13 protein-coding genes are annotated in these 13,166 nt (G+C 61.7%); 9 read left to right on the plus strand and 4 right to left on the minus strand.

Features of this window, described 5'->3' with window-relative positions:
- Positions 1–37 precede the first annotated feature (37 nt).
- The 6 genes from LEPTO7104_RS36400 to LEPTO7104_RS0131005 all read left to right on the plus strand — a co-directional run bounded on the left by LEPTO7104_RS36400 (position 38) and on the right by LEPTO7104_RS0131005 (position 6,587).
- Positions 38–661, plus strand: a complete 624-nt coding sequence (locus tag LEPTO7104_RS36400) for a nicotinate-nucleotide adenylyltransferase (RefSeq protein WP_017302451.1) — start codon at positions 38–40, stop codon at positions 659–661.
- A complete protein-coding gene (locus tag LEPTO7104_RS0130980; protein ID WP_026073234.1) occupies positions 622–1,368 on the plus strand; it encodes an NUDIX hydrolase in 747 nt (248 codons plus the stop codon). Before LEPTO7104_RS36400 ends, LEPTO7104_RS0130980 begins: the two co-directional genes overlap by 40 nt.
- Before the next feature lie 177 nt (positions 1,369–1,545).
- A complete protein-coding gene (locus LEPTO7104_RS36405; protein WP_017302454.1) occupies positions 1,546–2,514 on the plus strand; it encodes a DNA-methyltransferase in 969 nt (322 codons plus the stop codon).
- Positions 2,515–2,618: 104 nt separating this feature from the next.
- Positions 2,619–4,421, plus strand: a complete 1,803-nt coding sequence (locus LEPTO7104_RS0130995; RefSeq protein ID WP_017302455.1) for an NAD+ synthase — start codon at positions 2,619–2,621, stop codon at positions 4,419–4,421.
- Positions 4,422–4,541: 120 nt separating this feature from the next.
- Positions 4,542–5,912 carry a (Fe-S)-binding protein gene (locus LEPTO7104_RS0131000; RefSeq protein WP_017302456.1) on the plus strand — a complete coding sequence of 457 codons (1,371 nt, stop codon included), beginning with the start codon at positions 4,542–4,544 and terminating at the stop codon, positions 5,910–5,912.
- Between the two features lie 63 nt (positions 5,913–5,975).
- A complete protein-coding gene (locus LEPTO7104_RS0131005) occupies positions 5,976–6,587 on the plus strand; it encodes a PAP/fibrillin family protein (RefSeq protein WP_017302457.1) in 612 nt (203 codons plus the stop codon).
- Positions 6,588–6,606: 19 nt separating this feature from the next.
- On the opposite strand, the gene LEPTO7104_RS0131010 is transcribed toward LEPTO7104_RS0131005, so the two are convergent.
- Positions 6,607–7,344, minus strand: coding sequence for a PHP domain-containing protein (locus LEPTO7104_RS0131010; RefSeq protein ID WP_017302458.1), 738 nt, complete (start codon positions 7,342–7,344; stop codon positions 6,607–6,609).
- A 287-nt stretch (positions 7,345–7,631) separates the two neighbouring features.
- On the opposite strand from LEPTO7104_RS0131010, the gene LEPTO7104_RS36410 reads away from it, so the two are divergent.
- Together LEPTO7104_RS36410 and LEPTO7104_RS0131020 are read left to right on the plus strand one after the other, a co-directional pair.
- Positions 7,632–8,267, plus strand: coding sequence for a hypothetical protein (locus LEPTO7104_RS36410; RefSeq protein ID WP_017302459.1), 636 nt, complete (start codon positions 7,632–7,634; stop codon positions 8,265–8,267).
- A gap of 56 nt (positions 8,268–8,323) precedes the next feature.
- Positions 8,324–8,908, plus strand: coding sequence for a pentapeptide repeat-containing protein (locus LEPTO7104_RS0131020; protein ID WP_225887127.1), 585 nt, complete (start codon positions 8,324–8,326; stop codon positions 8,906–8,908).
- A 149-nt stretch (positions 8,909–9,057) separates the two neighbouring features.
- Here LEPTO7104_RS0131020 and LEPTO7104_RS0131025 read toward each other — a convergent pair whose 3' ends face one another.
- The 3 genes from LEPTO7104_RS0131025 to LEPTO7104_RS0131035 all read right to left on the minus strand — a co-directional run bounded on the left by LEPTO7104_RS0131025 (position 9,058) and on the right by LEPTO7104_RS0131035 (position 11,787).
- Positions 9,058–9,678, minus strand: coding sequence for a precorrin-8X methylmutase (locus tag LEPTO7104_RS0131025; protein WP_017302461.1), 621 nt, complete (start codon positions 9,676–9,678; stop codon positions 9,058–9,060).
- Positions 9,679–9,910: 232 nt separating this feature from the next.
- Positions 9,911–10,972, minus strand: coding sequence for a low-specificity L-threonine aldolase (ltaE, locus tag LEPTO7104_RS0131030; RefSeq protein ID WP_017302462.1), 1,062 nt, complete (start codon positions 10,970–10,972; stop codon positions 9,911–9,913).
- 119 nt (positions 10,973–11,091) lie between these two features.
- Positions 11,092–11,787, minus strand: coding sequence for a TetR/AcrR family transcriptional regulator (locus LEPTO7104_RS0131035; protein WP_017302463.1), 696 nt, complete (start codon positions 11,785–11,787; stop codon positions 11,092–11,094).
- A 116-nt stretch (positions 11,788–11,903) separates the two neighbouring features.
- Here LEPTO7104_RS0131035 and LEPTO7104_RS0131040 point away from each other — a divergent pair, with 116 nt between their 5' ends.
- Complete coding sequence (locus LEPTO7104_RS0131040; protein ID WP_026073236.1) at positions 11,904–13,094, plus strand: HlyD family efflux transporter periplasmic adaptor subunit; 1,191 nt, start codon at positions 11,904–11,906, stop codon at positions 13,092–13,094.
- Positions 13,095–13,166 lie beyond the last annotated feature (72 nt).

The raw sequence follows: 13,166 nt of genomic DNA on the forward strand, positions 1-13,166 counted from the left end.
AGACAGCCCTATGACCTCAAGCGATCGTCCTCGTCCTATGGATCACCCTGCGGCTCTCCACATTGCCCTGTTTGGCACCAGCGCCGACCCGCCCCACCAGGGGCACAGCGCCATTCTGGCCTGGCTGGCCACCCAGTTTGACCACGTTGCCGTGTGGACGGCAAACAACCCCTTTAAAGCTCACCAGAGCGATCTAGGCGATCGCTTTCGCATGCTGGAGCTGATGATCGACGAGCTAAAAACGCCCCCCCAGCGGGTGCAGGTGCACCCCGAGCTGAGCCACATGCGCACCGTCGTCACCCTGGAGCGGGCGCGGCAGATCTGGCCCCAGGCTCACTTTTCCTTAGTAATTGGGGCCGATTTGGTCGAGCAGCTGCCCACCTGGCACCGGGCCGAAGATATCTTCGCGGCGGCGAGCATTCTGGTGATTCCGCGCCCCGGCTACGAGCTCACCGAGGCGAGCCTGGCCAACCTGCGGCAGCGCACGCGGGTCAGCGTGGCGGCCATGCCTGCGATCGACGTCTCCTCCTCCCGCTACCGCCACTGTGACGATGCCCCCGCCCTCGCCCCCGAACTCACCCCCGCCGTGCAGGCCTACATTGCCCAACACCATCTCTACCCATGTCCGCAAAACTCCACCGAACCTCTGACCACCCCCTAAGCCCGGTGCCCCTGGCCGACTTTAAGGTGGGGGTCGACAACGTGATTTTTTCCGTCGATACCCAGCAAAACCGGCTGCTGGTGCTGGTGGTGATGCGCCCCGACGCCCCCTTCGCGGGCTACTGGAGCCTGCCCGGCACCCTGGTGCGCCAGGGCGAATCGCTGGAAGATGCCGCCTACCGGGTGCTGGCCGAAAAAATTCGCGTCAACACCCTCTACCTGGAGCAGCTCTACACCTTTGGCGGCCCCGATCGCGATCCCCGCGAGTCGCCTGTGGCCTTTGACGTGCGCTACCTGTCGGTCAGCCACTTTGCCCTGGTGCGCTTCGAAGACGCCGAGCTAATTGCCGACGGCGTCAGCGGCATTGCCTGGTACCCCCTGGCCCAGGTGCCCCAGCTGGCCTTCGACCACAACGAAATTCTTACCTACGGCTACCGCCGCCTGCGCAACAAGCTGGAGTACAGCCCGATTGCCTTCGACGTGCTGCCCGAGGTGTTTACCCTGGGCGATCTCTATCAGCTCTACGTCACCGTGCTGGGGGAGGGCTTTTCCGACTATTCCAACTTCCGCGCCCGCCTGCTCAAGCTGGGCTTTTTGCAGGATACCGGCCAGAAAACCTCGCGCGGGGCCGGGCGTCCCGCCAGCCTGTACCGCTTCGATGCCGCCGCCTTTGAACCCTGTAAAGACAAACCGATGGTGTTTATTTGAGGGAGATTTAAGGGAGATGGGAGGTAGGGGGATGGGGAAGATGGGGAGATAGGGAGATGGGGGAGATGGGGGAGATGGGGGAGATGGGGGAGATGGGGGAGATGGGGGAGATGGGGGAGATGGGGGAGATGGGGAAGATGGGGAGGCGGTAGAAACTTAGCATATGGGGATTAGGGGATGAAAGCCAGGGCACCTCAAAACCGAACGATCGATCTCACGGCTGAAGAGCGCGCTGTGTTTTTGCAGCGGTTGCTTAGCCTGGACTGTGAGACAACCCCTGGCGAAATTCTCAACCGAACAATTTGCCAGGATGTATTCGGGGCGCTGCCTTACTTACCCAAAAACTTTGTGGACCTGCTGATTGTCGATCCGCCCTACAACCTCACCAAAGCCTTTAATGGCAGGACGTTTAGGCAGCGCGATCGCACCGCCTACGCCGCCTGGCTAGAGCGCTGGATAGCCCAGCTTAAGCCCCTGCTCAAGCCCAGTGCCTCCGCCTACTTTTGCGCCGACTGGGCCACCTCAACGGCGATGTATCCGGTGCTAGAACAACATTTCACTGTCAGATCTAGAATCACCTGGGAGCGCGAAAAGGGCCGGGGTGCCCAGGCCAACTGGAAGAACGCCAGCGAAGATATCTGGTTTTGCACCGTGGCTGACCACTACACCTTTAATGTGGACGCCGTGAAGCTAAAGCGCCAGGTGATGGCCCCCTATCGCACCGCCGCTGGGCAGCCCAAGGACTGGGACGATGCCGGGGCCGAAAAGTACCGTCTCACCCATCCCTCTAACCTCTGGACCGACATTACTGTGCCCTTCTGGTCGATGCCCGAAAACACCGACCACCCTACCCAAAAACCGGAGAAACTCATCGCCAAGCTTATTTTGGCTAGCTCCAACCGCAACGATGTGGTGTTCGATCCCTTTTTGGGCAGCGGCACGACTTCGGTGGTGGCCAAAAAATTAGGGCGGCAGTACATCGGCATTGAGCAGGAGCCTGACTACTGCTGTCTGGCCGAGAAACGTTTAGCTTTGGCAGATATTGACCCCGCTATTCAGGGATACTCCGATGGTGTCTTTTGGGAACGCAACACCCTGGCCGCCCAGCGCAGCCACCCGCAGAAATCTGTCATCTCGGGAGCTTGACGGCCCCTCACAAGCGCCCCGCTGGCGGAGCAACGGGAACCGCCGCCCCCGCCCCTGACCGTAAACGTTTTGGTTGACTACTGCTTTTTAGCCAATTAATTCCTATGAAAATTGCGATCGCCCAGCTTAACCCCACCATTGGCGACCTGGCCCACAACGCCCAGCAGGTGCTCGACGCGGCCCACCAGGCCGACCGCCTGGGGGCGCAGGTGCTGGTCACCACCGAGCTTGTGCTGTGCGGCTACCCGCCCCGCGACCTGCTGCTGCGGCCCGGCTTCATTCAGGCCATGGCCCAAACCCTAGATCGCCTCGCCCAAGACTTGCCGCCGCACCTGGCCGTGCTGGTGGGCTATGCCGCCGCCAATCCCAAAGCCCGCTACTCCGGCGAAAAACCGCTCTTCAACAGCACCGCTCTGCTCCAGGGTGGGACGGTGCAGCAGGTGTTTCACAAACAGCTGCTGCCCACCTACGACGTGTTCGACGAAGACCGCTACTTTGCCCCCGGCCACGGACCGAGCAGTTTCATCCTGCCCTGCGGCGACTGGGGCATTCGCGTGGGCGTCACCATCTGCGAAGACCTGTGGAACGACGAAGAGTTTTGGGGCGGTCGCAGCTATCCCCGCAACCCGATCGCCGATCTGGCCCGGGAGGGGGTCGACCTGGTGATCAACCTCTCCGCCTCGCCCTACACGGTGAACAAAGTCCAGCTGCGGGCGGCGATGCTGACCCACAGCGCCGCCCGGTTTCGCTGCCCCATTCTCTACGTCAACCAGGTGGGGGCCAACGACGATCTCATCTTTGACGGCGCCAGTATGGCCTTCAACCGCCAGGGCGACCTGGTGGCCCGCCTGCCCGCCTTTCAGGCCGGGCTGGCGGTGGTGGAGTACGACCCCATCCTGCGCGACCTGGCCCCTGGCCCCCTGGCCTCCCTACCCGACGACGAAAACGAGGCCCTGTGGTCGGCCCTGGTGCTGGGGGTGCGTGACTACACCCACAAGTGCGGTTTTACCCGGGCGGTGATTGGCCTCAGCGGCGGCGTTGACTCGGCCCTGGTGGCCGCGATCGCCGCCGCCGCCCTCGGCCCCGACCATGTGCTGGGCGTGCTCATGCCCTCCCCCTACAGCTCAGACCACTCCCTCAGCGATGCCCTGGCCCTGGCCCAAACCCTGGGCATTGATCACCAAACCCTGGCCATTGGCCCGCTGATGGCCGACTACGACCAGGTGCTTGCCTCCCTGTTCGCGGGTACGAGTTCCGGCGTCGCTGAAGAGAATATCCAGTCGCGCATTCGCGGCAACCTGCTGATGGCGATTTCAAACAAATTTGGCCACCTGCTGCTGTCTACCGGCAACAAGTCAGAGATGGCGGTGGGCTACTGCACCCTCTACGGCGACATGAACGGCGGCCTGGCGGTGATTGCCGATTTGCCCAAAACGCGGGTCTATGCCCTCTGCCGGTGGCTCAACCAGCAGGTCGGCCACGCTGGCAACGGCGCGATCGCCCCCGCCGCCCTGGGCGAACTGGCCGATCGCGCCCGCAACCTCCCCGAGGGCCTGATTCCCCAGCACATTCTCGATAAGCCCCCCAGCGCCGAACTCAAGCCCGGCCAGGTCGATCAGGACTCGCTGCCCCCCTACGAGGTGCTCGACGACATTCTCGATCGCCTGGTGCAGCGCCACGAGTCGGTGGCCGAGATGGTTGCCGCGGGCCACGATGCCGCCGTGGTCGATAAGGTGCTGCGGCTGGTGGCGCGGGCCGAGTTCAAGCGGCGGCAGGCCCCGCCCGTGCTCAAGGTCACCGATCGCGCCTTTGGCATGGGCTGGCGCATGCCCATTGCCAACCGCTGGACCAGCGAGGTCAAAGCCGCTGCCCAGCCGATCGCCTCTGAGCCGCTTTTGCAAACCTAGATTGCCTATGGTTAGGATTGCAGGATTTTCGTGGGGCGGGGGCAAAAGCCGGGGGCGATTCGCGACGCGACCCGTTCCGGAATCGCGCTAGGCTGAAAGGGTGCCGTTACCCGGGTTTCCATGCCTACGCCAGAGTCTGCCGCCCCGTCTGCCGCCTTCTCCGCCAGTGCCACCAGAGGTTTCGACCCCCAGCATCCCCCCAGCCCCCAGCTGATCGATGCCTGCGTCCACTGCGGGTTTTGCCTCACCACCTGCCCCAGCTACCGGGTGCTGGGCACCGAGATGGACTCACCCCGGGGCCGCATCTATTTAATGGATGCGATCAATACTGGCGAAGCGCCCTTGTCGGCCACCTCGGCCCAGCACTTCGACTCGTGCCTGGGCTGTTTGGCCTGCACCACCGCCTGCCCCTCGGGGGTGCAGTACGACCAGCTGATTGCGGCGGTGCGGCCCCAGGTCGAGCGCAACCACCAGCGATCGCTGCCGGAGCGGCTGGTGCGATCGCTGATCTTCAGCCTGTTCCCCTACCCCACCCGGCTGCGGGCGGTGGCGGGGCCGCTGTACCTATACCAAAAGCTGGGCATCTCTAAGCTGGTGCAAAAAACCGGGCTGCTGGCCAAACTCTCCCCCAGCCTGGCGGCCATGGAGTCGCTGCTGCCCCCCATCACCGCCGAGAGCTTCCAGGATGACCTGCCCGAACTCGTCCCCGCCGTTGGCCCCAGGCGCTATCGGGTGGGCATGGTGCTGGGCTGCGTGCAGCGGGTGTTTTTCTCCGATGTGAATGCCGCCACGGCGCGGGTGCTCGCCGCCAACGGCTGCGAGGTGGTAATTCCCCACGGGCAGGGGTGCTGCTCGGCCCTGCCCGCCCACCAGGGGCAAACGGCCCAGGCCCAGGGGCTGGCCCGCCGCATGATCGACTGCTTTGAGGCCGCCAATGTCGATTTTGTGGTGATCAACGCGGCGGGCTGCGGCCACACCCTGAAGGAGTACCACCACATTTTGCAGGATGACCCGGAGTACCGCGATCGCGCCAAAGCCTTTGTCGCCAAGGTCCGCGACGTACAGGAATTTCTCGCCCAGGTGGGCCTGACCACGCCCCTGCACCCCATCACCGAGGGCGCGTTACCCATCGTCTACCAGGACGCCTGCCACCTGCTCCACGGCCAAAAAATCAGCCTTCAGCCCAGGCAGCTGCTGCGCCAAATCCCCGGCGTTACCCTGCGGGAGCCCATCGATGCGGCCCTGTGCTGCGGCAGCGCCGGAGTTTACAACATGCTGCACCCCGAGGTCGCCACCGAGCTGGGCCAGATGAAGGTCAAGAATCTGCTGAATACCGGCGCCACGCTGGTGGCTTCCCCCAACCCCGGCTGCTCGCTGCAAATTCAGCAGCACATGGCTGGGCAAGCGCAAACCATTCCCCTATTTCACCCGATCGAGCTGCTCGATTGCTCCATTCGCGGGGTGCCGTTGCCCCTGGCGAAGACTGTTTGACTGGGCAGGGGTATCCTAAAGCTTTAGGCCCAATCAGGCCCTTCCCTTCATTTTTCTACCGCAATGACTCCCGTTCACAATCGCCGCCTTCAGCTTAAAACCCAGCTGCTCCAGCAGATCGAAACCCTAGAACCCGAGGATGCCATTCTGCCCGCCGAGCACCCCGCGATCGATCAAATTATCTGTGAATTAGAAGCCCTAAACCCCATCGACCGCCCCCTGCGGCCCGAGCACTGGCCCATGCTGCTGGGCTCCTGGGCTCTGGTCTACGCCTCGCGGGGCACAGTGGTTACCCGCCGCCTGGGCCGCCAGCTTCCCCTGCCGGTGGGCATTAAGCGAGTTTGGCAGCGATTGACTGACCCCACAGCTGTGGGTGCTGGAATTGGCACCGAAAATGGCGCGGTGCTCTCGCTGCCGCTTTTGGGTGAACTGACCGCCACCATCCAGGGCACTTGGCAGCCCTTCGAAGAAGGCGAAAGCGCCCGCGTCAGCTTCGGTGCTATCAGCGTGCAGGCGACTCGCCTGCTGGGCATTACCGGGCTCAACCTGCCCCAGGTTACGGTGCCAATACTCGAGTTTCTTCGCCAGGAGGCTCTGTGGATTACCTCATACCTGGATGAAGATCTGCGGTTTGGGCGCGGGGCCACGGGCAATTTGTTCGTGTTTCGGCGGTAGCGGCAATTTTCTTTGCGTTCTACAGCCGCCGTAGCAGGCTGGGGCCGTGGGTGTCGGTGCCGCAGGTGGTCAGCAAACCAAAGTCTTGGGCCAGCTGCTTTACCGTCGGCGTGTGGCGGGGGCAGGGGGTCCAGTCTTCGGGGTTGGCGTAGGCGTAGTAGGTTTCAGCGCCGTCAATACCGAGGGCGGCGGCAACGGGAATTAGCGTCTTGGCCGACACCCGGTAGCGGGCCGGGTGCGCCAGCACGGCAATGCCCCCAGCAGCCTGGATGGCAGGGATGACCGCCGCCGCCAGCTTGGCGTCGCCCCGAGGCGCATAGCCCCGCAGGTAAGGCTCGATCGCATCGTGGCCGGGCGCAAAGCCGTAGCCCAAAATGTGTACTTCGGTTTCGGCCAAAATGGCGGTGATCTCTACGCCGGTAAACAACCGGGGTACCGCGCTGCCCTTGCCCCCCGGGCGACTGCGCAGGGAGGTGGGGTTGCGCCACTGCCAGTCTTCTAGCCAGGCTTTGGCCTGGTGGTAGCCCCTGACCGTGTGGTGATCGGTAATGGCAAAGGCGCTGAGGCCAATGTCGACCACCTGCTCCATTAGTCCGGCGGGGGTGAGCTTGCCGTCGGAGCAGGCGGTGTGCATGTGAAAGTTGTAGGTATAGGGGCAGCTGGTGGCATCAATGGCGGCAAAAATTTCTCTCAGCATTTCAGCCTCCCCGGTGCGAGGGCGCTGACTGAGGATGCTGAAATGCTGTATGGCAACCATGAATTTTGACGAGGAGTGCTGCTTTTTACCAAACGTTCTTTATTAAATATATAACTTTGAACCGTTGGCTGAGGAAAAAGTTGTGCTTTGAAAGGCTAATAGAGACAATTTCGCCGTTTAATTTGGTTTTGAGTCTGGGTCAAAGATCCTGAGGAGCGTTCGATCGCAACCATAAAGCTATCTTTACACTATCGAAAATAGCCCTGGCAAAGTGTTCGTTGCTGACCAATTGCTAGATACTGTGGGAAAATTTTGCCTACGGTAACGGTTTCCCCAGCATTTGACCCATGACCTGCGATCGCACCTCTGCTTCAGCCTCCGATCAGAATGCCCATCTGAGGGCCGACCATTGGCAGCAGGCTCCAGATCTGGGGGCTGATATCGCGGTGCGGGCGACGCAGTATTTGGGCATGTTGCGAGATTTGGCCGTGCAGCCCAGCTGGGTTAGCCTCGACCACATTGCCGACCCGCCGGGGGAGGCGCTGACATGGATTGGGCACCACATTCACCAGGTCAACCGGCAGCTGAACCGTATTTTGAGCGACCTGCTGACCTGTTTTGAGCTGGCCCAGCAGCCCAGGGTGCAGATTTTTGCCGCCCCCATTGCGCCCCAGGCGGGGGTAGACGGATTTTGCAGCACGACCCCGAAGATCGCCTTTTCCACCACCCTGATGGTTGATCCGGGCCGGATTGTGCCCGCTGACTGGCCCAGGCTGGTGGCCCACGAGCTGGCCCATAGCGTGGCCGGGGCTAACGGCCACGAGGCAGAATTTAGCCGCGCGATCGCCCACCTGTGCCTGGCCCAAGACCTGCCGGTGCCGCCCCCCCACCTCAGTGCCGAGGCGCTGAGCCACTGGCCTCCCTGCCGCCGCAACCCCCGGCCCGAGCAGTTTTGGCTGGGGCAAATGGCCTGGCAGCGGTAGCGATCGCCTCCCCTGGTGGGGCTACTCGGCTTACCCCATTGAATGGGAGAATACCCATGACCCGCCCTACAGGATTTTTGCAGACTATGAAACGCCTACTGGCCATGCTGGCACTCGTTCTGATGTTTTGGAGTTCAGGCTTGGCCACCGCCGCAGCCGCCATCCCCGACGATGTGCAAAAGCTGCTCGACACTAAAAAGTGCCAGGTGTGCATTCTCAACGAGGCCGACCTCAGCCACGCCGACCTGAACGGAGCCAACCTTAAAATTGCCGTCCTCACTGGAGCCAACCTGGTTGGTGCTGACCTGGGCCATGCCAACCTCATGCTCACCGAAATGGAAGGGGCCAACCTCAGCGGTGCCAGCCTGACTGGCGCTCAGATGAATGGGGCCAACCTGCCCAACGCCAACCTCTCGGGGGCTGATCTCTCCAATGTCGAAATGACCCAGGCCAACCTGTCCGACGCCAATCTGTCCGACGCCGACCTCAGCGGAGCGGTAATGCTCAGCGTTATTCTGGGCAGCGCCAATCTGAACGGGGCCAACCTCAAAGGCGCCAACCTGCGCGGCGTCAACCGCAGTATGGTGCTGTTTTGCAACACCACCATGCCCGACGGCAGTATCGAAAACCGCGACTGCTAGGGGCTGTCATCCCCTAGCGGCAGAGGGCCTAAACGCCAACTGCTGCGGCCCTCAGCCTGGCTTTTGAGTCGGGTGCGGCAAGGCTTTGGCCAGCAGGGTTTTGGCCAAAATTGACGGCACGTCCTCAGGACGTGCGCGGCGGCGGCCCGCTAGGGATTCTCCTTACCGTAGGCCTGCCAGGCCAGATCGACCAGCCCGTTGACAATGGCTGCCGCCACCACGGCGCTACCCTTGCGGCCTTTAATGCTGACGTGGGGCACCATGGTATCTTGCAGGCGGTCTTTAATGACGGCGGTGTCGACAAACCCGGCTGGGGTGGCCACCACTAGAGCCGGGCGCACCTTCTCGGCATCAATTAAATCCACCAGGGTAGTCAGAGCTGCTTCGGAAGCACCGATCACAAAAATGCCTTCGGGGTAGCGCTGGGCCAGGGTTTCCACGCCCCAAGAGGCCTGGCTTTTGCCCTTTTGAGGCCGAGTCAGGGCATCCATGCTGCAATACACCGGGTTGGCGAAGGTTTGCTGAATGCCGGGGGTAATGCCCACCTGCACCATGGGCACATCCACAATAATGGTGGTGCGGGCCGCCAGGGCTGCGGCCCCAGACTGTAGCGCCTGGTCAGAAAAATGAATCTGGTCTTTAAAGTCGAAGTCGGCGGTGGCGTAAATTACCCGGCGCACGATTTCGTACTCCGACGGCGAAAAACTGTGGTCGCCAATTTCGGAGTCAATAACTCGCAGGCTGTGGGCATCGGTCACATGCCATTCCATAAAAGCTGGGAAGATGGGGTCAGATTGCTGGGCTAAGTGTAGCCAGGTCTGGGGAGCAGCGCAATGGGTTAGGGGGGAATGGGGGAGGTGGGGAGGGGGGGAATGTGGGGAGGGTGGGGAGGGTGGGGAGGGTGGGGAGGGTGGGGAATTCAAAATTCAAAAGGCAAAGTTCAAAGGCATCCCCTCATCCCCCCATCCCCTCATCCCCCCATTTCCCCATCCCCTCATCCCCTCACGCCGCCCCTGTGAGGATAGTGCGGATAGCCTCGACCAGGCGCTCTACCTGGGGCTGCTCAATCCAGTAGTGGGTGACGGCGCGCAGGGTGCGATCGCCGTAGCCGCCCATATACAGCCCGTAGTCGGTGCGCAGTGCTTTAATCAGTTCCTCAGGGGCGATCGCGACTTCCGGTGCCAGGTCAAAAAACACCATGTTGGTTTCTACGACGCTGGGATCGATGGCAATGCCGGGAATGGTGGCTAGCCCCTGGGCCAGGGTCTGGGCGTTGTCGTGATCGATTTGCAAGCGCTGGCTCATGGTTTTGAGGGCAATAATGCCCGCCGCCGCCAGCACCCCGGCCTGGCGCATGCCGCCGCCGAGCAGCTTGCGGTGGCGGCGGGCCTGGTGAATAAACGCCTCGCTGCCCACCAGCACGGAGCCGACCGGGGCGCACAGCCCCTTGCTCAGGCAGACGCTGACCGAGTCAACATGGGCTGTGATCATAGTTGGGTCGAGCCGCAGGGCGGTGGCGGCGTTGAACAGCCGCGCCCCGTCCAGATGAACGGCAAGGTCGTGTTGCTTCGCCAACGCGCCAATGGATTCAAAGTAGCTGGGTTCGATCGCCGCGCCGTTGTTGCCGCCGGAGCTGTTCTCCAGCAGAATCAGGCGGCTGTGGGGCAGATGGGGGTTGTCAACGCGGAGGGAAGCTTTAATCCGATCCACATCCATACGGCCCCGGCTGTCGGTGGGCAGCGGGCGAGTGGTAATGCTGCCCAGCACGGCAATGCCGCCCGCCTCCCAGCAAAAAGTGTGGGCATCTTCGCCAAGAATGGCTTCGTCGCCGCGCTGGGCATGGGTGAGAGCGGCGATCAAATTGCCCTGGGTGCCGCTGGTGACAAACAGCCCGGCTGCTTTACCCAGCAGGCTGGCGGCTAAGGACTCCAGTTCATTGACGGTGGGGTCTTCGCCGTAGACATCATCGCCCACCTCGGCAGTGGCCATGGCCTCGACCATGGCGGGGGTGGGCCAGGTGACGGTGTCGGAGCGAAAGTCAGCGGAGGGGTGGATAGTGGCCATAGCGGGGGAATGGGCTAGAGGATGGAGAGGTTCAGGCAGGATGGCAACGAGTTATGGCAATTCTGACGACGAAAATATCCGAGGAGGTTGATTCCTTTCAAGGGGCAGGCGCTGCGCCCTTACCTGGAGGTAGCTTCGTTTCCAGAATTGTCCTTGGCAGCCAACATCATGTGGATTAAACCATCAATCATCCGTTCTTGCTGTAGCGGCAGAATATCGCTGCCGTGCAGGACATTTTGAATGATCAGATAGTGCAGTAAAGAACCGACAAAAATCCGTGCGGAGACCTCCGCATCGGGCAAATTTAGCTGAGCTTGAGAGGCCAGGTACAGGGTGAGCTGTTCTAGCAAAGGCTTTTCGACGGTGCGAATGAAGGTTTTGGCCAACTCTGGAAATTTCTCAGACTCGGCAATCATCAATCGCATCAAGGCTTGCAGCGATTTATTGTCAGCAAAGTCGGTGAGCGCTGAGTTTGCAATCTGGCGGAGCACCCGATCGGGAGGCGTTTGCAGGTCAAGATCCGCACGCAAATTGAAGATGATCTGATTGGTGTTTTGGGTGAGCCATTGAATCAGCGCGATAAATAGCCCTTCCTTGTCGTGAAAGTAGGTGTACAAGGTGGATTTAGAGACCCCTGCCACCGTGGCAATCCGATCCATGCTGGCCGCTGAATAGCCATTGGTCGTAAAGACCTCCAGGGCACCCGCCAGGATCATCCCGGCCTTATTCGTCGGGTCGCCGCTGGATGGGTGAAAGGGCCTGGGCTGATCTGAAGCATTCACGCTGGGGAGCTCCGCAAAGGTTGTTTGCAGCATAACAAGGCTGCCTAACTCTGGCCTATCACCGGACTTTACTAAACCGTTTAGTTGACAATACCGAACGGTTTAGTATGATTGCTGATAGAGCTTTTCTTTTTGCTGGGAGAGTGTTCATGAATTTAGGTGCTCTGAGCCATCGGGCCGGACTGGCCAATTCGTCTCGTCGGTGGCCGTTACTGGCTGGTGTTGTGGTCTTGGGGTTGGGAGGAGGCGCAGCCTGGAAGATCTGGCAGGGGCAGGTTGCCCAGCAGGCTGAGGTCGAAACGGTGCCCCCGGCGATCGCAACGGTGACGGCTCTGGGGCGGCTAGAACCCGAGGGCGAAACGATTGACCTAATCGCGCCGACGGCTTCCCAGGAAAGCCGGGTAGATCAGCTGCTGGTTAAGGAGGGCGATCGCGTGGAGGCCGGACAGGCGATCGCCATTTTGGACAACCGCGATCGCCTCCAGGCGGCACTTCAGCAGGCTAAAGAGCAGGTGCAGATTGCTCGCACCCAGCTGGCTCAGGTCAAGGCCGGAGCCAAATCGGGAGAAATTGCCGCCCAGCGGGCCGAAATCGCTCGACTAGAAGCGGCTCAGGCGGGGGATGTCAGCGGCCAGCGGGCGGCGGTCGCGCGCCTGGAAGCCGAAGTCGAAAATGCCCGTGTGGAGTACGAGCGCTACGCATCGCTGTATCAGCGGGGCGGGGTTTCAGCCTCGGAGCGCGATGCCAGGCAGCTCACCTACACCACGGCCCAGCGCCAGCTTCAAGAGGCCCAGGCCTCCCTGGATCGGATTCAGACCACCAGCCGTAGGCAGATTGAGCAGGCCCGCGCCACGCTGGATCAAATCGCCGAGGTGCGGCCTGTGGATGTGGCGGCGGCGGCAGCCGAGGTGGAGTCCGCGATCGCCGCCGTAGCCGAAGCCGAGGCCAATCTGGCCCAGGCGACAGTGCGATCGCCCCAGGCTGGGCAAATTCTCAAAATTCACACCCGCCCCGGCGAAAAAATTGCCGACGAAGGCATCGCCACCCTGGGTCAGACCCAGCAAATGCAGGTGGTGGCCGAAGTCTACCAGAGCGACATCAATCAGGTGGCGGTGGGCCAACCCGCCGAGATTACCTCCACCGTATTTCCTGAAGCCATCCAGGGCACCGTCGATCGCATTGGCCTCCAGGTACAGCAGCAGCAGGTGGTCAACGAAGACCCCGCCGCCAACATCGATGCCAAGGTGATTGAGGTGTTCATCGACCTGGATCAGGCCGCCAGTCAAACGGTGGCGGGGCTCACGAATCTACAGGTCACTGCCACGATTGAAACCAAATAATTCTCGCTCAATCGCCAGTTCAAAATCTCTCCTTCAAAGACGCTGTGCGTTAGTGGAACCAGTCCGGATAAC

The sequence above is a fragment of the Nodosilinea nodulosa PCC 7104 genome (assembly GCF_000309385.1).
GTDB lineage: Bacteria > Cyanobacteriota > Cyanobacteriia > Phormidesmidales > Phormidesmidaceae > Nodosilinea > Nodosilinea nodulosa.